The sequence below is a fragment of the Vibrio sp. 10N.247.310.98 genome, assembly GCF_041467395.1.
GTDB classification, from domain to species: Bacteria; Pseudomonadota; Gammaproteobacteria; order Enterobacterales; family Vibrionaceae; genus Vibrio; species Vibrio crassostreae_C.
This window is the reverse complement of record NZ_JBFSUL010000026.1, coordinates 13,841-37,645: the sequence shown is the minus strand read 5'-3', so window position 1 is coordinate 37,645 and position 23,805 is coordinate 13,841. Positions and strand designations below refer to the sequence as shown.

At 44.4% G+C, this 23,805-nt stretch carries 21 protein-coding genes; 9 read left to right on the top strand and 12 right to left on the bottom strand.

Features of this window, described 5'->3' with window-relative positions; genetic code table 11:
- Positions 1–27: 27 nt before the first annotated feature.
- Positions 28–1,491, top strand: a complete 1,464-nt coding sequence (locus AB6E78_RS12305) for a diguanylate cyclase domain-containing protein (RefSeq protein ID WP_372133700.1) — start codon at positions 28–30, stop codon at positions 1,489–1,491.
- 135 nt (positions 1,492–1,626) lie between these two features.
- Here the strand turns inward: AB6E78_RS12305 and AB6E78_RS12300 are convergent, their stop codons facing one another.
- Positions 1,627–1,881: a YgjV family protein gene (locus tag AB6E78_RS12300; protein WP_017068159.1), complete on the bottom strand. Its 255-nt coding sequence runs from the start codon at positions 1,879–1,881 to the stop codon at positions 1,627–1,629.
- 268 nt (positions 1,882–2,149) lie between these two features.
- Between AB6E78_RS12300 and AB6E78_RS12295 the strand changes: the two genes are divergently transcribed.
- From AB6E78_RS12295 to AB6E78_RS12285, 3 genes are all read left to right on the top strand, one after another.
- The gene (locus AB6E78_RS12295) at positions 2,150–2,737 is read left to right on the top strand and encodes a DUF4136 domain-containing protein (RefSeq protein ID WP_102394546.1); all 588 of its coding nucleotides are present in this window, start codon (positions 2,150–2,152) and stop codon (positions 2,735–2,737) included.
- A gap of 178 nt (positions 2,738–2,915) precedes the next feature.
- Positions 2,916–4,100 carry a D-alanyl-D-alanine carboxypeptidase family protein gene (locus AB6E78_RS12290; protein WP_017064476.1) on the top strand — a complete coding sequence of 395 codons (1,185 nt, stop codon included), beginning with the start codon at positions 2,916–2,918 and terminating at the stop codon, positions 4,098–4,100.
- A gap of 175 nt (positions 4,101–4,275) precedes the next feature.
- A complete protein-coding gene (locus AB6E78_RS12285; protein WP_372133698.1) occupies positions 4,276–4,569 on the top strand; it encodes a YkgJ family cysteine cluster protein in 294 nt (97 codons plus the stop codon).
- Between the two features lie 166 nt (positions 4,570–4,735).
- On the opposite strand, the gene AB6E78_RS12280 is transcribed toward AB6E78_RS12285, so the two are convergent.
- The 6 genes from AB6E78_RS12280 to AB6E78_RS12255 form a co-directional block, all read right to left on the bottom strand.
- On the bottom strand, positions 4,736–6,412 hold the full coding sequence (locus tag AB6E78_RS12280; protein WP_017062646.1) for an RluA family pseudouridine synthase: 1,677 nt from the start codon (positions 6,410–6,412) through the stop codon (positions 4,736–4,738).
- A gap of 150 nt (positions 6,413–6,562) precedes the next feature.
- Positions 6,563–7,183 (bottom strand): glutathione S-transferase family protein, encoded by a 621-nt coding sequence (locus tag AB6E78_RS12275; RefSeq protein WP_102394548.1) that lies wholly within the window; start codon positions 7,181–7,183, stop codon positions 6,563–6,565.
- A 35-nt stretch (positions 7,184–7,218) separates the two neighbouring features.
- The gene (locus AB6E78_RS12270; RefSeq protein ID WP_372133696.1) at positions 7,219–8,250 is read right to left on the bottom strand and encodes an NADP-dependent oxidoreductase; all 1,032 of its coding nucleotides are present in this window, start codon (positions 8,248–8,250) and stop codon (positions 7,219–7,221) included.
- Positions 8,251–8,393: 143 nt separating this feature from the next.
- A complete protein-coding gene (locus AB6E78_RS12265; protein WP_017062643.1) occupies positions 8,394–8,984 on the bottom strand; it encodes a TetR/AcrR family transcriptional regulator in 591 nt (196 codons plus the stop codon).
- 172 nt (positions 8,985–9,156) lie between these two features.
- A complete protein-coding gene (locus tag AB6E78_RS12260) occupies positions 9,157–9,630 on the bottom strand; it encodes an FKBP-type peptidyl-prolyl cis-trans isomerase (protein ID WP_372133694.1) in 474 nt (157 codons plus the stop codon).
- A 76-nt stretch (positions 9,631–9,706) separates the two neighbouring features.
- Positions 9,707–10,333, bottom strand: a complete 627-nt coding sequence (locus tag AB6E78_RS12255) for a thioredoxin domain-containing protein (RefSeq protein WP_372133692.1) — start codon at positions 10,331–10,333, stop codon at positions 9,707–9,709.
- Between the two features lie 258 nt (positions 10,334–10,591).
- On the opposite strand from AB6E78_RS12255, the gene AB6E78_RS12250 reads away from it, so the two are divergent.
- Complete coding sequence (locus AB6E78_RS12250; RefSeq protein ID WP_029235219.1) at positions 10,592–11,227, top strand: OmpA family protein; 636 nt, start codon at positions 10,592–10,594, stop codon at positions 11,225–11,227.
- Between the two features lie 109 nt (positions 11,228–11,336).
- Here AB6E78_RS12250 and AB6E78_RS12245 read toward each other — a convergent pair whose 3' ends face one another.
- Together AB6E78_RS12245 and norR are read right to left on the bottom strand one after the other, a co-directional pair.
- Positions 11,337–11,696 carry a glutaredoxin family protein gene (locus AB6E78_RS12245; protein ID WP_372133690.1) on the bottom strand — a complete coding sequence of 120 codons (360 nt, stop codon included), beginning with the start codon at positions 11,694–11,696 and terminating at the stop codon, positions 11,337–11,339.
- Between the two features lie 89 nt (positions 11,697–11,785).
- Positions 11,786–13,378, bottom strand: a complete 1,593-nt coding sequence (norR, locus tag AB6E78_RS12240; RefSeq protein WP_017062637.1) for a nitric oxide reductase transcriptional regulator NorR — start codon at positions 13,376–13,378, stop codon at positions 11,786–11,788.
- Between the two features lie 368 nt (positions 13,379–13,746).
- Here norR and hmpA point away from each other — a divergent pair, with 368 nt between their 5' ends.
- Positions 13,747–14,943, top strand: coding sequence for an NO-inducible flavohemoprotein (gene hmpA / locus AB6E78_RS12235; RefSeq protein ID WP_372074788.1), 1,197 nt, complete (start codon positions 13,747–13,749; stop codon positions 14,941–14,943).
- A 159-nt stretch (positions 14,944–15,102) separates the two neighbouring features.
- Here the strand turns inward: hmpA and AB6E78_RS12230 are convergent, their stop codons facing one another.
- Positions 15,103–16,050 (bottom strand): TDT family transporter, encoded by a 948-nt coding sequence (locus AB6E78_RS12230; protein WP_050634251.1) that lies wholly within the window; start codon positions 16,048–16,050, stop codon positions 15,103–15,105.
- Positions 16,051–16,289: 239 nt separating this feature from the next.
- On the bottom strand, positions 16,290–17,696 hold the full coding sequence (gene clcA, locus AB6E78_RS12225; protein WP_372074790.1) for a H(+)/Cl(-) exchange transporter ClcA: 1,407 nt from the start codon (positions 17,694–17,696) through the stop codon (positions 16,290–16,292).
- A 552-nt stretch (positions 17,697–18,248) separates the two neighbouring features.
- On the opposite strand from clcA, the gene AB6E78_RS12220 reads away from it, so the two are divergent.
- From AB6E78_RS12220 to AB6E78_RS12210, 3 genes are all read left to right on the top strand, one after another.
- Complete coding sequence (locus AB6E78_RS12220; RefSeq protein ID WP_372133687.1) at positions 18,249–19,232, top strand: GTP-binding protein; 984 nt, start codon at positions 18,249–18,251, stop codon at positions 19,230–19,232.
- A 182-nt stretch (positions 19,233–19,414) separates the two neighbouring features.
- Positions 19,415–20,701: a DEAD/DEAH box helicase gene (locus AB6E78_RS12215; RefSeq protein WP_019821956.1), complete on the top strand. Its 1,287-nt coding sequence runs from the start codon at positions 19,415–19,417 to the stop codon at positions 20,699–20,701.
- 166 nt (positions 20,702–20,867) lie between these two features.
- A complete protein-coding gene (locus tag AB6E78_RS12210; protein ID WP_372133685.1) occupies positions 20,868–21,488 on the top strand; it encodes a LysE family translocator in 621 nt (206 codons plus the stop codon).
- Positions 21,489–21,742: 254 nt separating this feature from the next.
- Here AB6E78_RS12210 and AB6E78_RS12205 read toward each other — a convergent pair whose 3' ends face one another.
- Positions 21,743–23,770 (bottom strand): PhoX family phosphatase, encoded by a 2,028-nt coding sequence (locus AB6E78_RS12205; RefSeq protein ID WP_372133683.1) that lies wholly within the window; start codon positions 23,768–23,770, stop codon positions 21,743–21,745.
- Between the last annotated feature and the right edge of the window lie 35 nt (positions 23,771–23,805).

The window sequence follows — 23,805 nt, the reverse complement described above, 5'->3', positions numbered from 1 at the left end:
CTGAAATTATAAATCTACGGGGTAATCTTGAAAGTCAGACGTAAATACATTCTTAATTTTTCAATTGCGCTCGCCGTCGTGTCGATGATTCTTTCTGCCTTTCAATTTAATCGAACTGAAAGGTCATTGTTGGAATCTAACCAACTGTTTTTTCGTACGATTGTGAACGCGAGTTACGATATTGTCGACACCACAGTTAATGAGGCGATAAAGACATATCTTAAAGGAATTACGGATACCGTTGCGTCTCATGTATGGCATACCACGCCAGAACAAGAAGTTGAACAGGTAAGCCAAATTGCCCGTGAATTGCATATTGGACAATCGGGTTATATCTATTTGATGTCACCCCAAGGCGTCCATCTCTACCATCCATTCTTGCAAGGTCAGAAGCGTGGGCATCTTACTCATATCCAAAAACAGCTCACTATTGACTCTGGCATGATCGAGTACTTTCACGCTAACCCTCATGAGATAAGCCGCAGAGCCAAAGTAGCTTATTCGATGAGGCTACCGAGTGGTAATACTTTGGTTGCGACGACCTATAAAGAAGAATTGATGTATTTGGTCGATCTTGAAGGTTTAAAAGATAAACTTAGAAAGTATGCGTTTGGTGATAGCGGATATGTGTACATTGTCGATCTGCAGGGTAACTTAGTGCTTCATCCAGATTATGAGCACAAATCATTGAAATCCTTAATAGGCTACTCGTCTGAACTGCTTATTGATCGAATCGCCACCAAACCAGAAGGTCAATTCAGTTACTCGATTTCCAGTGATAGTGGCACGACCAACAAAAAAATCTTCTATAAGTTTTACCCTTATCTTAATTGGGTCATTTCTGCAGGTATCTTAGAGCAAGAGCTTAATCGAAATCATAGCCTATTGTTTATTAGCTTGATGGCTTTGGTTGTAAGTTTGTTGAGCATTATTGTCGTGTTGGTGCTTTACCTGCGGCATCGTCATCTTAGAATCTTGGATGTTGCGAGCCTCGATTACCTCACAGGCCTTCCTAGCCGACGGAGTTTTATCGAGCAGCTAAAACTGAAAATTACTCAAAGGTCGCCTTATCCGCTAACAAATGTCGGTGTCATTTTGCTGGATATTGACCATTTCAAGCGGGTGAACGATCAATATGGTCATGCTCAAGGCGATAGGGTTATCTGTGAGGTCGCAAAATCACTGAAGAGATTTGTTAACCGTCGTCGTTTGATTGCACGCTATGGCGGTGAAGAGTTTATTTTGGTGACGTTTGATTGTGATGAACATGAGTTATTCGAATTATCAGAGGCGTTACGGTTATGTGTTGAGCAACTTCAAGGCTTAGTGTCGCCAGTAACAATCAGCGCTGGTTGTTGCCATGCTCAAGCACTGACTGACATTGAAACCGCTATCGATAAAGCCGACAAAGCGCTTTATCAAGCAAAAGAGAGTGGACGTAACAACACTCAAGCGTATCGAGAGAACGAATATCACGTTGCTTACATGTGATCGGTTGAAAGCCTCATTGAATTGAAAAGTTTTGTTCACACAAATCGAGCTCTTGAGAACGACAAACACAAAAAAGCCCAAATAGATCGCTCTATTTGGGCTTTTTCAGAATTATTTGAAAGGCTAATCGTTAATTTAAGCTTTCGCTGCTTTCATCGCTTCCGTTTTTTTTTCCTTTTGCATTTTTGCAAGGAAGTAGATGTTTACACAAGCGATAAAGCCGTTGGTGGCTGCAACTGGCCATGCGTCAATCATGATGCCGTATGCTGTGAAGAGTGCACAGCCAATAAAGTTAAGGACACGCAGACGAACGATATCTTTCATTGTTAATGAAATTGCGACCATAATAGACGCAGCGTAACCTAAAATTTCAACCATATTGAATTCCATTGTTTGACCCTCTTAAATTTGCCGATACTTTGTCGGTACCAATTCTTCTCTTCATGAGATGATTGAGGAAGCTCCGTGCCTCGAATGGTCTGGTTTTGTTTAACGGGGAGAACTATACCAACTCTGTTTTTGTGATTAAACCCCCAAAACAGACAGAGGTGAAGGTTAGCGATTACGCAAACGTTTAATGACCTTTCTATTAACATAATTACTATTTATGTTGGAGGTTGAATTGATAGTTATTCTTATATAGGTAAGGAAGCCTCGAATGATAAAACGATCCATTTGTGCAACAAAAAGCATAAAAAAAGCAGCACTATTGGCTTTGATGGCTATTGGGCTGACCGCATGCTCTACGCAAGAAATACCACCCACACACAATTATGGTGTGGTCACTAGCGGTGACTTTGGTTTCATGAAACACGGCGTGATGACGTACTCCTGGCACCCTGAGTCAGAAAAGGTTTACCTTTCTCAAAAATACGATGAAACCGTGGTAACCGATTTAGTGCGTGATTCGATTCAAGAACAGCTCTCAAGTAAAGGTTATCAGTTAAAGCAGGATGGTGTCGGTGATGTTGTTGTAGGCTTTGGATTAGCGGAAGAATCGGAACTGAACGATGAGTCTATCTTCGATGCGATTAAGCTATCTACTGGTGTGCCATTTTACGATGGTGAAGGTAAAGTCGCGGAGAAAGGGTCGTTGTACATTGCGTTTTTCGTACCTAACTCAGAGGTCGTACAATGGCAAGCATTAGCACAGTCTGGCATCCAACCTGATTTAGAGCCAAGCGAGAGCAAACAGCGTATTACTGGCTTTGTTGAAATGTTATTTAGACGCATTCCTGAGCGATAGCATTAGGCGTTGAATGCATTCGTGGAGTAAATATTAGTTGTGGAAAATATGGTCAGATCGCAGATTATACTTTTTTATTTGTAACGAATGGTACAAATACGTAAAGCAACGTAAAGTTCGCGCTTCTTTTGCTAGCATTTGTCTATACTGCTCAAAACGTTAACTTAGGTTTGATTCAATGAAACTGTTTTCCAAATACTCTCTCCCTCTATTAAGTATATTCATTGTAAGTAACGCCGCGATGGTAAGTAATGCAGCTATCGCAGCACCTTCTATAGTACCAAGCCCACCTAGCCTAGGCGCAAAAGGGTATGTGTTAATTGATTTTAATTCTGGTGATGTGCTGGTAGAAAAAAACGCACATACGAAGTTAAACCCAGCAAGCTTGACCAAACTGATGACCAGTTATGTGGCAGGTCAAGAGATGAAGCGAGGCAACATCTCTGCTGATGATCAGGTACGAATCAGTGAGAACGCGTGGGCGAAGAACTTCCCAGACTCTTCAAAAATGTTCATCGAAGTAAACACCGATGTAGCAATGATGGATCTTTATCGTGGCTTGATTATTCAATCCGGTAATGATGCTAGCGTTGCGATTGCAGAGCATGTTGCAGGCTCACAAGATGCATTCGTTGACCTGATGAACTCTTGGGCTACCTCTCTGAAGCTAGAAAACACCCATTTTGCCAATGCACATGGTTTGGATGCAGACGACCTCTATTCGACTCCTTACGATATCGCGTTACTCGGTCGTGCCATTATTCGTGATTTACCGGATGTGTATGGCTTATACAGCGAACGCTCTTTCAGTTACAACGGCATCACTCAACATAACCGTAATGGCTTGTTGCGTGATAGAAGCTTAACCGTTGATGGCATGAAAACGGGCTACACCTCTGGTGCTGGCTACAGTTTGGCGAGTTCAGCGACACAAGGTGAGATGAGACTTATCGCGGTTGTGATGGGCGCATCAAGCGTTAAGAGCCGTGAATCAGACAGCAAACAGCTGTTGAGCTACGGTTTCCGTTTCTTCGATACACTAAACCCGCATAAAGGCGGCGATCAAGTGGCTGAAGAGAAGGTATGGTTTGGTGAGCAAGACACATTGAAATTAGGTGTGGCAGAAGACACGTTCATTACGTTGCCTAAGTCAGACAGTAAAAAGCTGACTGCATCTATCGAGCTTAACTCTGAACTGAAAGCGCCAATTGCAGAAGGTCAAACTCTAGGTGTGGTTCATTACACCGTTGATGGCGAAGATGTTCAAACTCAGCCTTTGATCGCGCTTGAAGCGGTTGAACAGGGCGGTTTGTTCAAACGTTTAATAGACTACGTTAAGCTGTTCTTCGCGAGCCTGTTCTAAATAGAGCCTGTGGCGATAAGCCGCGCTGAAAAGTCGAAATATTATGGGTGTTGTGAGTGAATCACAGCGCCCTTTGTTATTTCTACATCAATGAAAACGCCGCGCCGCACTATCTTTATTAGCCGTAGCGGGCGGTTTCGATTACTATACGCAAAATTTAGCAGTGTAGTCACTTATGACGATAGATATAAAGAACGTAACCGAACCCGAAGTAACCTGTGCAAATTGTCAGGCATGCTGTTGTCGTTTAGAGGTTATGATCATCACAGATACGGGCGTACCTGAAGAGCACATCGCTTATGATGAATGGGGCGGTGAAACCATGAAGCGCTTAGACGACGGCTGGTGTTCTGCGGTAGATAGAGAAACACTGATGTGTACTATCTACGAAAACCGACCATGGATCTGTCGCGAGTTCGAAATGGGCTCTGATGAATGCGTTGATCAGCGCAAGGATGTGATGGGCTAGGCTTCTGCAGTATTGAACTCAGTAACTAAAGTACGCTAATGAACTGTGATAATCACATTAAAATTAAATATCAGGGTTCTATACCTTAAGCAGTTGTAGAACCCTGATGCGTTTTATGAGATCAAATATTGAGTGAGATAAGAGTCTTAGCTCGATAAGTTAGAGTTTAGAACTCGGAAGGCACTTCAAACTCCATCCATTCACCGGTTGTCGGGTGAATCAACTTTAAGTAGCCAGCGTGCAGGTGTAAGCGCTCGCGTTTGTATCCGTATAAGTCGTCACCACGAATAGGTACACCAAGCCCTAATGGATGAGCACAGTGCACTCGCAGCTGGTGGGTTCGCCCTGTTTTAGGGTACAAGTGAACCTTGGTTTTGCCATTGTGAGTGCTAACCACTTGCCAATGGGTCTCTGCATTTCGGCCGTGTTGGTGACAAACCAGTTGTCTTGGTCTGTCCGTGATGTCGCCGCGCAAAGGAAGGCTGATATTGCCAGATTCGCCCGTTATCTCGCCATCTAACAAAGCGGTGTAGCGTTTCTCTACGGTTCTATTAATGAACTGCTTCTGAATATGCTTGTTTGATTCCGCCGTGAGCGCCAAGATCAACAAACCTGACGTCGACATATCCAACCTATGGATAATCAAAGGACCAGTCGCATCCGGGTAACGCGCTTTTATGCGGGTATAAACTGAATCTTCGATGAACTTACCGGGAACCGACAAGAACTCTTCAGGCTTATTGACGACTACGATTTCATCGTCTTCATAAACAATATTAAAAGACTTACCAACCGCAGGGTTCACGATAAGCGGGTTATCTTCTAGCTCTATGCCACTTAACTGGTGTTCGAGGATCTCAAAGCTTTTACTCTGACAAACAGGGTAGAGGTTTGCGTGTTGTCGAATGATGTCTGTAGGCGGTAATCCCCACCAAAATTCAGACAAAGCTAACGGCTTGAACCCGTGTTCAAAGGCGAAGTTAAGCAGCTTTGGTAGGCAGCAGTCACCAGAGCCTTCAAGCGCGTCTTTACCATCGAGCAACTCGAGTAAATTCTTAGATTGCTTGGCTTGATTGATAAAGCGATAGTGAGAGAGGCGTTGAGTTTCCAACTGTTGTGAAACTGCTTGATGATCTTGCTTACGGTTTTTCAGTTCGCTTTCAATCAAATCAATTTGTGATTGGCGCTCTGCGATCTTCTGTTTCCACTCAATACGAAGTGCTTTTAGGTCACGTTTCTCTTGGCTACTTTGATTGCCCAGTTGTTTGAGCAAATTCGCCGCTGACTCTAGATTCCCTAATGCTTTTTCTTGATTGGCTTGTTCTCTGAGTTCGTTACGCTGAGCTTTGTTTGCGGCCATTGCTAACTGAAAGGCTTCGATAGCTTTTGCTGATTCGATTTTTAACCCTTCAAGCTCGGCCAATAATGTGTCTAGATTGTGCGACTGTTGCAGCTTTTCAATGTCGTCCGAGAGCTGCAATTGTCGAGCAAGGTTCGCACTGTTTTGAGATTGAAACTGTTTTGAATCGAAGGCTGGTGGAACAAAGTGAATGTTGTTTAACTGAGAGACCAAAGCCGGATCTAACTGCAAGCCTGAAAACGCAGAAAGGTAACCTAACCCTTGTGTGGTTGGATTCTGAACAAGAAGCACAGCGTAGAGATTACCTTGCGAGGTTTCATTCACACCACAGTCGACAAGTGATTGCTGAAGCTGCAGCATAGCGAATTCACACACAGGGTGCGGGGTATAGTAATACGGAAACGTAAAACGAGTCGGTAGCGCTAAATCGACATTCGTGTTTGCTAGGTGCAGAGGTGTGTATTGAGCGAGGTTTGTTGGCATTAAGATCAAACTCTATGGCTGTTCAGTTAGAGTTCGGTATTGTTGTCGAAATGAAGACAAATGAGAAGCCAAAGCAGAAGATAAATCGGCTTTGGCTTCATTTAGTTTCTTCTGTTTACTCTAGCAAGCACGTGTTTGAGTGAAACTCGATCAGTTCGAGTGTTCTAGCTCTACTTGCTCAGCTTTTTGGTAAGCAGGGTGGCTCTTTAAAAGTTCACCGTATTTAGCGATGTTAGGGTAAAGCGCAGTTGCACCAAAGTTACCCACGATTTCTACGATGAACGACATCATAAAATCTGCACCTGTTAGTGTGTCTGCAACCAAGTAGGTTTTACCTTCAAGTGCATTATTCACGTAAGTGAGGATCTTTTGGTTTTCGTCGTCTGCATAACCGCCTAGGAAGTTAGTTTCGCAGCCGTCTTTCATCACAAAGATCTTAAGTAACATTGGCAAAATACCTGAACTCTCAGCGAAGTGTAACCACTGTGAATATTCCACGTAGTCTGCGGTGCCGCGTGTAGGTGCGAACTTACCCTGACCGTATTTGTCGATTAGGTATTCCGTGATAGCTCCAGATTCAGTGATCACGACGCCATCGTCTTCAATGACAGGAGATTTACCCAATGGGTGAATGAATTTAAGTTCTGGCGGTGCAAGAAAAGTGACACTGTCTCGTTGGTATGGTTTGATTTGGTAATCCACCCCAAGCTCTTCCAATAGCCAGATGATGCGCTTTGAGCGCGACTTATTCAGGTGATGTAAAGTAATCATGATTCTACCTAGTTAACGGGTTCAGTTTATTGAATTTATTTAGCTTCGTTCGTTTTGATAACAAGCTTACCGAAGTTCTGACCTTCCAATAGGCCCATGAATGCTTGTGGTGCATTATCTAGACCTTCAACAAGGTGCTCACGATAGTGCATCTTGCCTTGAGATAGCCATTCTGTCATTTGAACAGCAAACTCGTTGTAACGGTGCGCGTAGTCATCAAAGATGATGAAACCTTGCATCTTAATTCGTTTAACCAGCAACATACCCATCAGGCTAGACATGCGATCTGGGCCTTCAGGCAGTGAAGTCGCATTGTATTGAGAAATAAGACCACACACAGGAATACGAGCACCTGTGTTAAGTAGAGGCATTACTGCATCGAATACTTTGCCCCCAACGTTTTCAAAGTAAACATCGATGCCGTTGTCACACGCTTTAGCCAGTTGCTCTGCGAAGTCGTCAGCTTTGTGGTCAATACATTCATCAAAGCCAAGAACCTCTTTCGCGTATTGGCACTTCTCTTGACCGCCTGCAACGCCGATAACACGACAACCTTTTAGTTTGCCGATTTGTCCAACGGTTGCGCCTACAGCACCTGTTGCTGCTGCAACGACTAGCGTGTCGCCTTCTTTAGGTTGGCCGATATCAAGCAAGCCCATGTAAGCAGTAAAACCAGGCATACCCATGATGCCAAGCGCGTAAGAAGGGTGCGTTGGTTCTTTACCTAGTTTGATAAGGCCTTCACCGTTAGACACACCAAGATCTTGCCAACCTGTGTAAGCCAGTACCCACTCGCCAATTTCGTAATCAGCGTGGTTTGATTCTTCAACCTGACATACGGTTGCGCCTACCATCACTTCATCAATCGCAACGGGATCTGCGTAGGATTTAGCATCGCTCATACGACCACGCATGTATGGGTCTAGAGAAAGGTAAACTGAGCGAAGTAACATCTCGCCGTCTTTGATGCTTGGCGCAGCTATTGTCTCTAAACGGAAGTTGTCTTGAGTCGGTGCGCCAACTGGGCGAGAAGCCAATACGATTCGGCGATTGTCTTGTTGAGTCATTGGATGTCCTTAATTGTGTATTTTATACATTTAGAATTAGACCAGTCGTCTAGTCTTGTTGTCTAAAAATCCCGCCGTCATCAAATTGATAAGAGGGCGGGTGATTTTTTTAAGTTAAAGCCAATAAAGCGCGCTGCGCGTTATTAGCTTTCACCTTTTAAAATTCGTTCGGTAAGGCTCAAAGCTGACTGTAAGCTATGTGAGCTTTGGCTCAGCTTGCTCAATAAGCTGGCGCCTAACCACATTGAGTATAGGTTCTGAGCTGCTTCTTGGCTCTCTTCAACCTTTATGGAGCCATCTTCAATACCGCCGACAATGCACTGTTCGATGGTATTCGTCACTTTTTCTGCACCCTTTAATAGCGCTTGGCGCATAGGATCAGAAAGATCAGAAACTTCCGCGCTGAGTTTAACGACCAAGCATTTATGAGCATTGCAGGTGCCGTTTTCAATCTGTGACCATCGAGTGAAATAACTGACAATTCTCTGGTAATGGTTGCCTTCACCATGAACCAAAATAGTTTCAACTCTGCTGATGTAGGTCTCAAAATAGTGCTGGATCAGAGCCTCGCCAAATTGCTCTTTCGATTTAAAGTAGTGGTAAAACGACCCTTTCGGCACGTCCGCTTCTTTAAGCAATTGCGATAAGCCAACGCCGTTAAAGCCGTTGTTCACTATTAATTGGTAGCCAACATCTAAAACATGCAGGCGTGTGTCATTCGTTTTTTCGTTCATGGGCGGTACTATAAGTTAAATTAGACCAGTCGTCTAGTGGTCGGTTTTCGAGGGTATATTTGGTCGTTGTTACAGTAGCTAAATAGCTCAATATCTAAAGAGGCTTCAAATGTTCAGATATAAAAAAGCCCCGACATAGCGCGTATGTTGGGGCTTAAATCAGTAACTTCGATTATTTGATAGATATGAGTTCTACATCAAAAATCAGAGTCGATGATGGTGGGATAGGGCCTGAACCGCCTTTACCGTAAGCTAGAGTGCTTGGAATAAATAGACGAACTTTTTGGCCTTCAACCATGTAAGTCAAACCTTCTTGCCAGCCTTTAATTACTTGCTTAAGAGCAAATGAGATTGGCTCGCCGCGCTCAAAAGAGCTGTCGAAAACAGTGCCGTCGATTAGCGTACCGTGGTAGTGAACCGTTACTTTGCTGTTCTTAGTTGGGTGCTCTGTGCCTGTACCTTCTTCAAGAACAAGGTATTGAAGACCGCTTTCAGTCGTAATCACGCCTTCTTTAGTGCCGTTTTCAATTAGAAATTGTTGGCCTTGTTCGAAGTTTTCTCCGCCAGACTTATGATTCGTCCAAGTACGGTAAATCATGAAACCCGCCAAAAGAAAGACAATGACCGGGATGACAAATTTAGACATAGTAAAACCTATTTATATTGAGTGCTGAATTTCGTAGTTAATACAAAATGTGTTAATCAGTTGACTAAAGCCGTGATTATGGTTGAGTCAAAAGGTAGTTGATCGTTTTTGCAATGCCAGCAACGTCTTGGTGACCTGCTGTTAGTACTTGGTATTTACCGTTGATGATAAAGGTTGGTACTGAGTTGATCTGACCTTTTACTGAGATCTCTTCTGCTTGCTTAACGTAGTCGAAAAGAGAGACTTGCTGTTCTTTATTCAGCTGGTATGGGCTAACCAAACCACGAGAAGTAAACGCTGTCTCTAGTGCTTGTTGACGCTGCTCAGGTGTTGCATCTGCACCCATTTGAACGGCACCAAATAGGTCGTCCATGAATGCGTGGTCAGGCGTCGCATCAAGCTGCATCACTGCTGTGTAGTAGATCATTGCGCTGATTTGAGCGCTTTCGTTGAACGTCACGTGCATCTTGCCAATAGTTTGGTCTGTTAGAGATTCAATCTCTGGAATGGCACTTTCCATTTGACGGCAGTGACCACAGTTAAGAGAGAAGATTTCAGTGATCGGAGACAAGTTAAATTCTGTTAGAGCAGTAGGAAGCGCTTCGTATTGAACGCCTTTTTGTGGCTCGTCTGTTTCACTACAACCCGCGATAATGAGTACGGCAGCGAGTGCTGTGATGAATTTAGTAAATGGTTTAAACATAATGTTTGCTCTAGCGTTGAGAAGTCGTGAGATTCTAACTATTTAGTACGAATTGGAAAACAATTATAAGGTAAATAAATGCAAACAGTTCGAACTAGCGGCTGAAGACAAGCTAGTAGACGGTTAACTGTGATCAACAGCACTTTTTTGGGTTCTGCTTTCTTTTCGTCTAAAGTTTTTCCCTCGGTGCCGATATAGACATTAGTGAATGGTTTATCTGCATGAGTGGTTGGTGAAGTAATGAGATATTTAGCGATAATGTTAAGCATAGCTTTGGCTGGGTGTGAAGCCACGTCACCAACTGACTTACTTGGCGGTGACATGCTAGAGACTGCACCACAAACCGATTACGACTTGATGCATCCTGAATGGGGTGTGGTTCAAACGACTCATGTAGCAAGCAATCGTGGGTACTCTATCCAGAGTAGCACTCATCAACACAGAACCATCACGACCAACTACGGACGTGGCGTTTCGACTAACGACCCACTGGAAGTCTTTTTAAGACAAAACCGCATCGATTTTGAAGTGTTGCCGGGTAACCATGTGATGGTAAAGCTTGAGCAGCACGTGAACTTTAAAACAGGTTCAGCATTCCCTGAGCCAGCGTATAATCAATGGCTAGATACGCTAGGCAGCTACCTTGCTCAACGCCAAGATATTGATGTGGTGATTGAAGGGCACACCGATAACACGGGCACAGATCGAATCAATGATCCGCTTTCAGAGCAGCGAGCAAAAGAAGTGAAGGCTCGATTAGAGAGTAACTACGTATCAAGTCGTTCCATCTATACTCGTGGCTTCGGTGAGTATGTTCCAGCTTGTACGAACGCTTCTGCGCAAGGCAAGGCGTGTAACCGCCGTGTTGAATTGATGCTGATTGTCACGAAGTAGTCGTTTGAACTTTCGCGCCCAATTTGAAGCGATTAACGCCAAATAACAGACATAAAAAATCCCTCACATTCGAGGGATTTTTTGTATCTGACTTTTGTTGCTTTATTGCTTATGCAAACTGCTTTTCTAAGTAAGTCACGATATCTGAAGATTCGTACATCCACTCAGTTTTACCGTCTTTTTCGAGACGTAGACAAGGCACTTTCACACGACCGCCGCCAGCTTCAAGCTCAGCACGGTGTTGCTCGTTGTTTTTTGCATCACGAAGTTCAAATTGAACCGACTGACGTTTCATCGCGCGGCGCACCTTCACACAAAATGGGCACGCTTCGAATTGGTATAACGTGTGCGTTTTTGCTTGCTCATTTACTTTGCTTTGTTCTTCTTGAGAACGCTTCACACCACGTGGGCTGAAAACAAAATTCAATAACAAGATGACACGACCTAAGAACCAACGGATAAACTTCATAACTCTCTCTACATATTTAAAATTAGCGTTACAATTTGCAGCATTATATACACAAGTTTTGTCAGATGCTCGCAACAAACCGCTAATATCTATTTTGTCCGTTCGATCGTATGAGACTTAGCCACATTTAGCCCTAAACGCTTAGACAGTCGAGTCAGATTTGCTCGGTCTGTTTTCAGAACTCGCCCTGCTTGTGCCCAGTTAAAGTTGGCATCTTCCAACACCTCAGTAATGATACTGCGTTGAAAATCGTCCGTTGCACCACGTAGCCCTGCAGAAAGGTCGATCGTTGGTGTCGATAATGGTGTGTTTTTCACCTGAGTCGTCGCAATTGGCTGATCTTGGTCTAGAGGACCACAATCTTCCTTGGTGATTGTCACCAGGTTTTTATTGGTGCTGCGCGCTAACGCTTTCAATGCGGAACGACTGATCACATGCTCAAGTTCACGCACGTTACCCGGCCAACCATAACGGTTTAGGAAAGAAAGAACGTCGGAGCGGAACTTAACTTGGTTGATACCAAGCTTACGACGCGCTTGTTCTAAGAAGAAACCCGCTAATAGGCTGATGTCGTCACCACGATCTTTCAGTGCTGGCACCGCGATAGGATACACACTCAATCGGTGGTACAAATCGGCTCTGAATCGACCGTCTTCAACTTCTTGTTTTAGATCTCGGTTTGTCGCTGCCAATACTCGCACATCAATGGTTTGAATGTTGTCTTGGCCAACCGGTTGGATTTCGTTGTTTTGCAGCGCACGTAGGAGCTTACTTTGAGCGGCCAAAGGCAATTCACCAATCTCATCAAGGAACAGTGTGCCACCATCGGCTAAAGCAAATTTACCTAAGCGGTTTTTGTCTGCGCCAGTGAACGCGCCACGAACGTGACCAAACAGTTCACTCTCTACTAAGTTTTCAGAAATTGCAGCACAGTTTACGTAGACGAGTGGGTTACGTTTACGTTGAGATTGGTGGTGCAGGGTGCGAGCCACAAGCTCTTTACCAACCCCGGTGTCACCATGAATCAAGATATTAAACTCAGATGGAGCTACAACAGCGATGTCGTTCTTAAGCGCGACCATGGTGTCACTGTTACCAATCAACTCACCGCCGTCACGTTCCCACGCTTCTACGTTCAATTCTTCGAGTAATTGCTTTGACTGTTTTGCTTGATGCTCAAGTTGCGAGAAGGTCAGTGCCATCTGCATGGTTGAGGCTGCAATAGCCGCCAGCACTTCAAGGTTACGCGCCGGAATATTCGCGAAGACATCAGGTTTCAAGCTATCTAGAGTCAGAATGCCCAATAACTTGTCGCCAAATAGCAAAGGCAAGCCCATACAAGCATGCATTGGTAAATCGCCATCATGGTCAATAAGCAAACCATCGAAAGGATCGGGTAGGGAGCTGTCAGCATCGAAACGAACAGGAGAGCGAGACGCGCAGATCTCTTCAAATCGTGGGTGTTCTGAAATGATAAAGCGACGACCGAATGTATCTCGGCTGAGCCCTTGCATTGCGATAGGTACTAGCGTGTCGCCTTGAAGGCTTAAAAGCGCGACACAATCACACGTTATGGTTTTGCGAATGGCATCGATCAGGCGATTGAAACGATCTTGATCGTTGACACCACTTGCGAGGCCAATGGTCATTTCCATGAGGGTAGATGCGGAGATATCTTGCATAAAAAACTCTAACTGTGTGTGTTTATCTACATAATAGAGTCTTATTGACTTAAAAAAAAGGTCTTTTTGACATTTTTATAAGATGAGTTTTGAGAAGAAAACCAGTAATGACGGGGATTGATAAAGTTGGCACTGATTGTGCAGAAGATACAGAGAAGCCCAATTATAGCGCTGATTAAACAGACTATTCTTGATCTCAATCAATCAGGTTGCATTAATCAGGTTTCGCGATTTTTTGAAATGAAAACGAGTCAAAATAACTCAGTTTCTAAAAATAACTAAGGTTTCAGAAAATCGATAAGTCATTCTTAATTTTTAGTAGTCAAAATGACATATAGGTCATAAGGCTCAGTGTTCGGAGTAAATTCATGCTTAACAATGCACATATCGAAATCATCAAATCTACTATTCCTCTACTTGAGAGCGCAGGCCCAGCTTTAACTCAGCATTTTTATCAACGTATGTTCACGCATAACCCTGAGTTGAAAGATATCTTCAATATGACTCACCAAAGAACAGGTCGCCAAGGCGTAGCACTGTTTGAAGCTATCGCGGCATATGCAAAGAACATTGAAAATCTAGCAGCGTTAACAACTGCCGTTGAACGTATTGCTCAGAAACACACAAGCTTTAACATTCAACCAGAGCACTACCAAATTGTTGGTTTGCACCTGATTGAGACATTACGTGAACTAGCTGCTGACGCCTTTACTCCAGAAGTGGAAGAAGCATGGACAGCCGCTTACCTATTCTTGGCGCAAGTATTCATCGATCGTGAAGCTGAACTTTACCTACAGCGTAAGCAAGCTGTTGGTGGTTGGGAAGCAGCGCGTGCGTTTGTGATTGCAGACAAAATCGAAGAGTCAGCGCTAGTAACAAGCTTTATCCTTCAGCCAAAAGACGGCGGTGAAGTTCTGGATTACACACCAGGTCAATACATCGGTATCGAAGTGAAACCAGAAGGCTCTCAATACAGCGAGATTCGTCAATACTCACTGTCTGATAAGCCAAACGGCAAGCAATACCGTATTTCTGTTAAACGTGAAGGACAAGGCCAAGAGACACAAGGCGTTGTATCTAACCACCTACACGATACGGTTGCTGTTGGTGATGAGGTTAGCCTATACGCACCAGCGGGTGACTTCATGTATCAAGAGCGCAACAAGCCAGTAACACTTATCTCTGCAGGTGTTGGTGTAACGCCAATGCAGTCTATGCTTGAGTTCCTAAACACGGTAGATAAAAACGAGCCAGTACTTTACCTTCACGCTTGTGAGAACGTAGGCCAACACTCTTTCACGACTCGTGTTAAAGATATTGTTGCCGACAAAGGTTGGGAAGCGAAAACGTGGTACATGAACAAAGACGAATCTGCATGTGAAAACACGCATCAAGGCCAAATGGATCTAGCGTCTATCTCTGATACTAAAGGCTTTGAAGAGAGCGATTTCTACATATGTGGTCCTGTTGGTTTCATGAAGAACATCGTGGAACAACTAGACGCACTCAAAGTTGATCGTTCACGCGTTCACTACGAAGTATTCGGCCCTCACGCTAACTTCTAAGAGCTCAAGGTAGTTGTGTTAACACTCGCCTGATCTATTTAAAACCTTGCCTATTCAAAGGCCTCACAGTGTGAGGCCTTTTTGGGTTTGGTTGGTTTTGTCTGACATCATCGACTACTGCAAAACACGATGGTTCAGCTAAGATCTTTTCGCTTCTATCTAAGAACGTTTCACCTTCTTAGACATGTAGTCGGAATCAAAAAATTCAGGCCAGTACATTTTCACGTAACCACCTGCGACCCAAATTACTAGGATGGTGGCGATGGTTAGCTCAAAGAATCCGAACTTGTGCAGCCAGTACCATTGTGGGTATTCCGCGCCGAAAAATGTGGTTAGACGATGCATGGCAATAGCGCTGATAACGGATGGGAAGGTGACGGCAGCAATTGAAGGTTGGAACTTCAAACGCATTAGGCGGATGTAACACAAGTAAATTAACAGAGTCATGGTGATGGCAATGCCCGACAATGCACCTGTTAGAATTGGGTCTGGGTTGTCGAAGTTAACCAAGTAAGCGGCTAAAGATAAGTTAACCGGAGCTGCCATGATAGCGAGTGTTGGTCTTGCTCGGCGAGGAAGATTGCCTTCGAACACCAAGCGGTACAACACCACTGGCAACATAAGGAAATAGATACCAATACAAGTGACAGCAAGTGTTTCTGAAAATACAGTGTGCCCGAACTGTGTGCCTGCTAAGGAGCTGCTGATCAAACCGACCGGATACAGAAACCAACTCGGTACAATGTTCGACATTTTGAAGTTGATGATCTGAAAACTAAAGAACAACACCATCATGGTAAAGTGCAGCAATAGCGCGCAGAACCAAACTGGATAGGCGATAGCTGGCGATATCTCGGCTAAATAGTCGCACAGAATCAATAAAGCCATGCTCATTGGTGCCATCAAGCTTCCACTTAACGGGTGGCGAATGTCATTAAGGAAGGTATTAAAGCTCGTTAAATAGCGCAGTAAAACAGGCAGCAATAATAGCGCGCCGAATGCAGCGAGGTAGGGACGAATTATCTCACCAATGCCCGGGATATATAACGCCCAAGCTTGTCCTAACCCAATAACGCCAAGTGCTAAAGACGCCTGAGATGGCGGCACATTTTTTACTTGGGTTAATCTTCTCCAGTTCAACGACTTACTCCGACTTAGTTAATTAAAGACTTTTAGAATATTTGCTTTAGTTAGAGTGTGTAGGCCTTTCATCAATAGATTTTGAGGGCACTCAACTAATTTTGAGTGGATGATACCAAGTTTAACGTTTGCTTTTTTGATTTTGATACGGAATCGGGAGATTAAGCACGTTGAATGTGTGCTTTTGTTTCATGAGTCATTTGTAATTAACATACTTCCTCTTGCTGAGGGAGGTCTTGTTGTCTTAGCTTCTCGTTTTTCAGCGTACGGTTAAGCAGCTGACTGTAAATTGGCTGCCCACCTAACATTTGAGCAATGATTACTGCGCCCAAGCAGGTGATGATCAACGGTAGGATGAGATAGTAGTTATTGGTCATTTCAATAACCAACAGAATACCCGTGATAGGCGCTCGCACGGTGGCGGCAAATAATGCTCCCATGCCAGCAATTGCAAACATACCCGGTTCAATATTCAGTTCAGGAAAGAATGCCGCCGCGATAAGTCCAAACGCGTAACCAAAGAGCGTTCCTAGAGCAAGCATTGGTGCAAAGATGCCACCCGGTGCACCAGAGCCGAAACAAAGTAGCGTGGTGAGCACGCGCCCTAAGAAGATTAACAGCAGCACGTTTGCGCTGTAGTTGCCATTAGTGATATTCGGGATGATACCAATACCACCGCCAGTCAACTCCGGTATATAGAGCAGCAATAAGCCAAAGCAACCGCCCAGCAGGGAACCTGTTATTAAGTAGCGTTTACGGTCATTCTTGTGTATTGCCACAAACAGGTCTTGCGAAAGTGTAATCAGCTTATTGAAAATCACACCAAACAGGCCGAACAACACACCTAACAACAAGAATAACCACAGAGCATCCAGTTCAGGCGGTTGGTATTGAGGCATAGTGATAACGGCAGATTGTCCGTTGATTGATCGAAAAACGATGTTAGCTGAAACCGCTGAGATGATGACGGCTTTAATTGATATGAGAGAGTAGCGAAACTGTGGTCTCATCTCCTCGACTACAAACATGATGCCAGCCAGTGGTGCATTGAATGCGGCGGCCAAACCACCTGCGGCACCTGAAGCCAACAGTGAGTGGCGAGTGTCATCGTCTTTGACTCGAAAGATATCGGTGACCATGCGACCAATACTGCCGCCCATTTGAACGGTTGGTCCTTCTCGACCTAAAACCATACCAGAGCCTAACGCGCCCATGCCGCCAAAGAATTTTACTGGCAATACTCTCCACCATCGAACAGGGCGCATACCGTCCATCGCACCTTCAATTTCGGGGATGCCTGAGCCTGCAGCCTCTGGAGCAAAGCGGTGAACGAGGAAGTAACCAATAAAGGCAAATGCAGCACTAATAAGGAAAGCGGCCAACCAAAGGGGTAAATAGCTACCGATTTCATCTTTAAGCCAATCGGTACGAGTTTCTGTGATGAAATGAACCGCGACTTCGAAATAGGTACCCACTACGCCAGCAAGTACACCTACAATACAAGAAAGAAAGAGAACGGAAGCGGGTGTCTTATCTCTTGAGAGAAATTGATTAATAGCATCCCTTGGCATTTTGGCTAATAAGGATTGCTTAATTTTCTCTCTTCTGGTCATTGAGATAAGGCTCCTGAATGGGTTAAGGCGGGGTTGTCATAAATTATACGCGTCCTCTGCATATCCTATAGCAGCAAAGATGAAAAGTTGAATTTCATTTATGGAATGTACGTGTTACATAAATGGAATCTATGGGCAATTGTGGAATCGCCGTCACAATTTTGATCGATTCTCTGGTGGTGGCTTGAATATCCCCAAAAATGAACCATAGTTAAATTGTAAAGCAACATAACGAACCGCAAGGAGAAGTGAGGTTTTACACACAATTTGGATGGATTCAGAAACAAAGTTTTAGTTCCTCGTTAAATGTTCAGGTCGATATTTAAGGCTTCCTGATTCGCGAACTCACGATTGAGTAACGAGGGTGAGGCGTACTGAGTAAGTACGCCTTTAGTTCGTCTGGAGCATCCCATTTCCTCATTCCGCTTCTACTGCTTTATCTCTTCTGATTATTTTCGCGCCAACCTCTATTAACGAATCTCAGTGTAAACAATCGATTGGGGTCAACTTTTTGGTGATTGAGTATATACTCCCTTAAAAAGGAGAACTGATATGACTAAAAAAGTTCCTACAAACATCATTACGGGTTTCTTGGGTGTTGGTAAAACGACAGCCATCTTGAACCTGCTAAAAAATAAACCTGAGAATGAAAACTGGGCTGTTCTGGTTAATGAATTCGGGGAAATCGGCATTGACGGTGCATTGATGACAGATCAAGGCGCTTTGATTAAAGAAGTGCCGGGTGGATGCATGTGCTGTACTGCGGGCGTGCCTATGTCAGTGGGTATTAATGCCTTACTTCGCCAAAAGCCAGACCGTTTATTGATTGAGCCGACAGGGCTTGGTCACCCTAAACAGGTTATAGCGACACTGACTTCCGATCAGTACACACCATATGTCGATTTAAAAGCGACGCTTGGTTTGGTTGACCCACGAAATCTGTCTAATGAAAAGTACACCTCGAATCAGAATTTTAATGATCAACTAAATAGTGCAGATGTGATTCTTGGTACTAAGGTTGACCTTGTTCATTCTGAAGACATCGATGTGTTCAATGATTGGGTGACGGATCAAACGTCAGCAAAAGTCTTCCATAAGCTAATTCACGATGGTGAAGTGCCATTGGAAGTGTTGGACATTGAAAGAGTATACGGCAGTGCTTCCTCTCATCTTGAAGCGCATCATCATGACCACGCTGAACAAGAGCCTCAATTCCAACTGCCTCCCGGTGAAGCGTTTATCCGTAAAGAGAATAAAGGGCAGGGTTATTTTAGTTGTGGTTGGTTGTTTGGCGCAGAGCATAAGTTCGACTTCGATGCGCTATTCTCAATGTTGTCGGAGCTAACGGCTGAGCGTGTAAAAGCCGTGGTGAATACTGACCAAGGTTGCTATGCGTTTAACGTGGCGAATCAAGTGGTGTCAGTGAATGAAATTTCCCTTGATGGCTTTGAGTCTCGTCTTGAAGTGATCGACTCGCAGCTCATGCCATGGGGCGATCTCGAGCAGATTCTACTCAAGCTGTGTGGCATCAAATAGCCCTGTTTTTGCTGTTTGAACCAAGGATCTTGGTGTTTACTTCGTTGAAGGCGGGATAAACACCAGATTAAATGAGAAAGTTTGCGTTATATCACGATAAATGTGAGATAAATCACTCTAATTACTTTATAGTGCTCGGCTGAAATAAGAATGTAGGCTGTCTGCTTAAGGAACCCGTAACAATGTCATTTTCCTCTCAAGGTTTTGCTCCTGAATTAGTCAAAGCGTTGACTGAGTGTGGTTATGAAAAACTCACTCCAATTCAACAAAAAGCGATTCCAATGGCTCGTAAAGGCCATGATATTTTTGCTACTGCTCAAACCGGCACGGGTAAAACAGCGGCATTTTCATTGCCTGTTATTCAACACCTTTTGAACAGCGGTAAAAAAGCGTCTAGAGGAACGGCTCGCGGCCTTATTCTTGCTCCAACTCGTGAGCTTGCTGCGCAGATCGCTCAAAACATTAAAGACTACGTTAAATACACGGATCTAAGCGTTTCTGCGGTTTACGGTGGTAACAAGATGTCTTCACAAGTTCGTCAACTAGAACTGGGTGTGGATATTTTGGTTGCAACCCCTGGCCGTTTAGAAGAGCACTTAGAAGCGGGTAACGTGTCTATTGCTAACCTAGAATTCCTAGTATTTGATGAAGCTGACCGTATCCTTGATATGGGCTTTATCAATGCCGTTCGTAAGATCATGTTGGATGTAGAAACATCACCGCAAATCATGATGTTCTCTGCAACGACTTCTACTCAGTTAAACCAACTGTCTGTTGATATTCTGCGTAAACCAAAACGTATTAGTGTTGAGCGCGAAAACTCTACGGCTGCTACTGTTGGTCACGTGGTTTACCCAGTGGATCAAGAACGTAAAACTGAACTGCTTTCTGAGCTTATTGGCCGTAAAAACTGGCGCCAAGTGCTTGTGTTCGTGAACTATAAAGAAACAGCGAATGATGTAGTTAAAGAGCTTAAGCTTGACGGTATTAAAGCGGTACTTTGTCACGGTGATAAAGCGCAAAGTGCTCGTCGTCGTGCTTTGGATGATTTCAAAGAAGGTAGAGCACGTGTGATGGTAGCAACCGACGTTGCAGCTCGTGGTCTTGATATCGAAGACTTACCACACGTAATTAACTACGACATGCCTTTCCTAGCGGAAGATTACGTTCACCGTATTGGCCGTACAGGTCGTGCTGGTAAACAAGGTCACGCAATCTCTTTCGTTAACCGCGAAGAAGAGCTGACTGTTGTTCAAGTTGAAAAACTGATTCAACAACGTATTCGCCGTGTTGAACAACCGGGTTACGAACCGAAGAAACGTGATGCTTACATCGAGAAGCTGAACACTAAATCGGCTTACAAAAACCGTCAGGGTCGTAAGAACAACGCGAACGAAGAGCCACAAGATCAAGCAAGCGCTGAACGTCGTTTGACTATGATGAAGCGAATTAAAAACCGTCGTAAGTAAAATTACGGTTGGTAATGAAAAAGAGCCACTGTTATGTGGCTCTTTTTGTTTGTATTGATCGCAATATTGTTTATTGTCATTACTGCTTCGTTTCAACCTCGCTTCATTTCAAGCCCGATCAAGAAACAAGAACTATTAAATAAAAATAAGTCGATAAGGTAATAATATGGATAGCGCACTACTTTGGGCTTTTATTCCCACGTTTTTCTTCGTGTCAATCACGCCCGGTATGTGTATGACTTTAGCTCTGACACTGGGGATGAGTGTTGGATACAAGCGTACATTATGGATGATGATCGGTGAGTTGGCTGGTGTCGCTGTGGTTTCTATTGCTGCGGTATTGGGTATCGCTTCGATCATGTTGAACTACCCATGGCTATTTACGGGCTTTAAATTTGTTGGCGCAGGTTACCTGTTTTATTTAGGTGTTCAGATGTGGTGTTCGAGAGGCAAGCTGGCGATCAGTACTGACAACCAAACAACAAAAGTCAGCAATGATTGGGACTTGGTGGTTCAAGGCTTCGTGACAGCTATCGCGAATCCGAAAGGTTGGGCATTCATGATTTCGTTATTGCCTCCTTTTATTAACAGCAATAAAGACTTAGCACCGCAGTTACTCATTCTCGTGTCGATCATTCTGGTTTCTGAGTTTGTTTGCATGACTTTATACGCGACCGGCGGTAAGAGCTTAAAACATATGCTCGGCAAGGCGGATAACGTTAAGTTGATGAACCGTATTGCTGGTACGTTGATGATGGGTGTTGGTGTGTGGCTGTTCGTGAGTTAATTCTGAAAAGCGATAACGGTTAGAGATCTCCGACTCAGTCGTCCCTCCTTCTCGAGGATGACTAGAGCTTGGTATGACGAGCTCTTTGGATGATGATAAGTTTTTAAGGCTTGGTTCCTTACTTAAACCGAAGAATGCATAGAATATAAAAAGAGCAATAGGGCATTTGGCCTTATCGCTCTTTTTGATTTTACTGAGCTAGCGAACAGAAACTAGATAACAGAAATGTTTCTGATCTTAGCTAGATTTGCGTATTAAACCGCGATTTCACCGCCGTCTTCACGACGAATCACAACCGTAGATGCTCTTGGACGAACATTGCCTTGAGTTTGTGCTGTTGCATCTTCAGACGATGGCCAGTTTGCAGGGTGTTGAATGTTCACAAACAGTGATTTGAAATCTGGGCTGATGGTAAAGCCAGTCACTTCACAACCGTTTGGACCCACAAAGAAGCGTTTAAGCTGTGCTTGGTTGTTTGCATCAATCACCGCACTGTTGCCGTTGTCATCCGTTAACTGAGATGGAACCACTGCCAGCATTTGGTCATTGGTGTAGCCAGTTACTTCGTCTGCGCCGTTATCTGTCTGAATCCACAAGATGCCACGAGCATCAAACGCTAAGCCGTCAGGGCTCGCGAATTGGTTCATGTCTGTTAGACCAGAGCGGTTAATAGACTTGTCTTCCACTGCTGGTGAACCAAATACGAAGATATCCCAATCGAACTCGCCTGCCGTTTTGCCTTCATCCCAACGGATAACATGACCGAACTTGTTGTCTACGCGAGGGTTCGCAGAGTTCGCTTCTTTACGCTTGTTGTTATTAGTCAGCGTTAGGTAAGCCGTACCCGTCATTGGGTCAACAGAGCACCATTCAGGGCGATCCATTGGCGTTGCACCAACAAGGTCGGCAGCGCCTGCTGTATTGATGATAAGCGCTGCTTGAGAGTCAAATGAATCACCTAGCTTACCGCCGTTTGTAGTCTTGCTGCCCAACGTTAGTGGTAGCCAAGTACCTGAACCGTCATCGTTGAACTTAGCCACATACAGCGTGCCTTTATCCATGTACTTGTCACCCGCACTTAGGCGATTACTCGGTTCTGCGTCACGCGGGTCCCATTTCTCTTCAGAAACAAATTTGTATAGGTATTCAAAGCGAGAATCGTGACCAGAGTAGAATACGATTGGCTCGCCTTCGGTCAACTTACCAAACGTACAGCCTTCGTGACGGAAACAACCCAGTGCAGAACGTTTCTTAGCGCGAGAGTTTGCTGTGTATGGGTCTATTTCAACAATGTAGCCGTGACCGTGTGCTTCGTTACGGTAATCGTCCATTGCTGACTCACCTGTTGGTGTTACGTCAAAGCGAGCAAATTCGTCTAGGCGTTCTTGTTTGTCACCAGAAAGCGTGTCCCAACCGTAACGTGTTTTGTCGGTAGCGATACCAATACGTTCTTGCGCTGGTGTTGTCTCGCCTTTGTTAACGAAATAACCCGGCCAGTTTTCTTCACACGTTAGGTAAGTGCCCCATGGTGTGTAGCCATTACCACAGTTGTTCAACGTGCCACGAGCTTGGCTGCCGTCTTGTGAGAACTTGGTTTTGGTAAATTCACTGTGTGCAACAGGACCAGACAGATCCATTACGGTCGCGCCTGTGTAGCGGCGGTTCAGAGGATCGTTATCGACCATCACCCATTGGTTGCCTTCAAGTTTTACACGAACCACACTCACGCCGTGTGCGTTGATCTCTTTACGTACTTCATCAAGGCTAGGGCGGTTGCCTTCATCGTATGTAGGACCATTAGCGTGCAGTGCTTTTTGGTCGATGTATTCGTGATTAATCACCAACAAACCGTCGTTGCTGTTGCCATTAAGCGGGAAGAAGTGCATGCCGTCGTGGTGCATGCCCAGTGAGTTTGCTTGATCTTGTGCGTTGTTGGTTCCATCTTTTAACCAAGCATTGCCTTGCTTGTTAAGTGGAGTACCCCAAGGAACCAATACTTGTGCTGTATAGCCTTTTGGCACAACGACACTGTCTGTCAGTGAGCCTTTAACCGATTCGAATGCAAGTGTAGCAGTGCTTTTTTGCGGTGCGCTAGATGATGCTGTCGCCGCGTGCGCTGTGCTGTGGCCTGCTAAACCAAAAGCACCAAACGCCGTCATTGCACTGATGCCTAAACCGCCTTTGAGAACATTTCTTCTTGAAAGGTTCGCATCTAAAACTTCTTCGAAGGGTTTGTTTTTGCTCTTATTAAAACGAGTGCTATCAAATGTTTCCTTGCTCATCTTTACTGCTTCCTATTGGCTGATTTTATTATTCG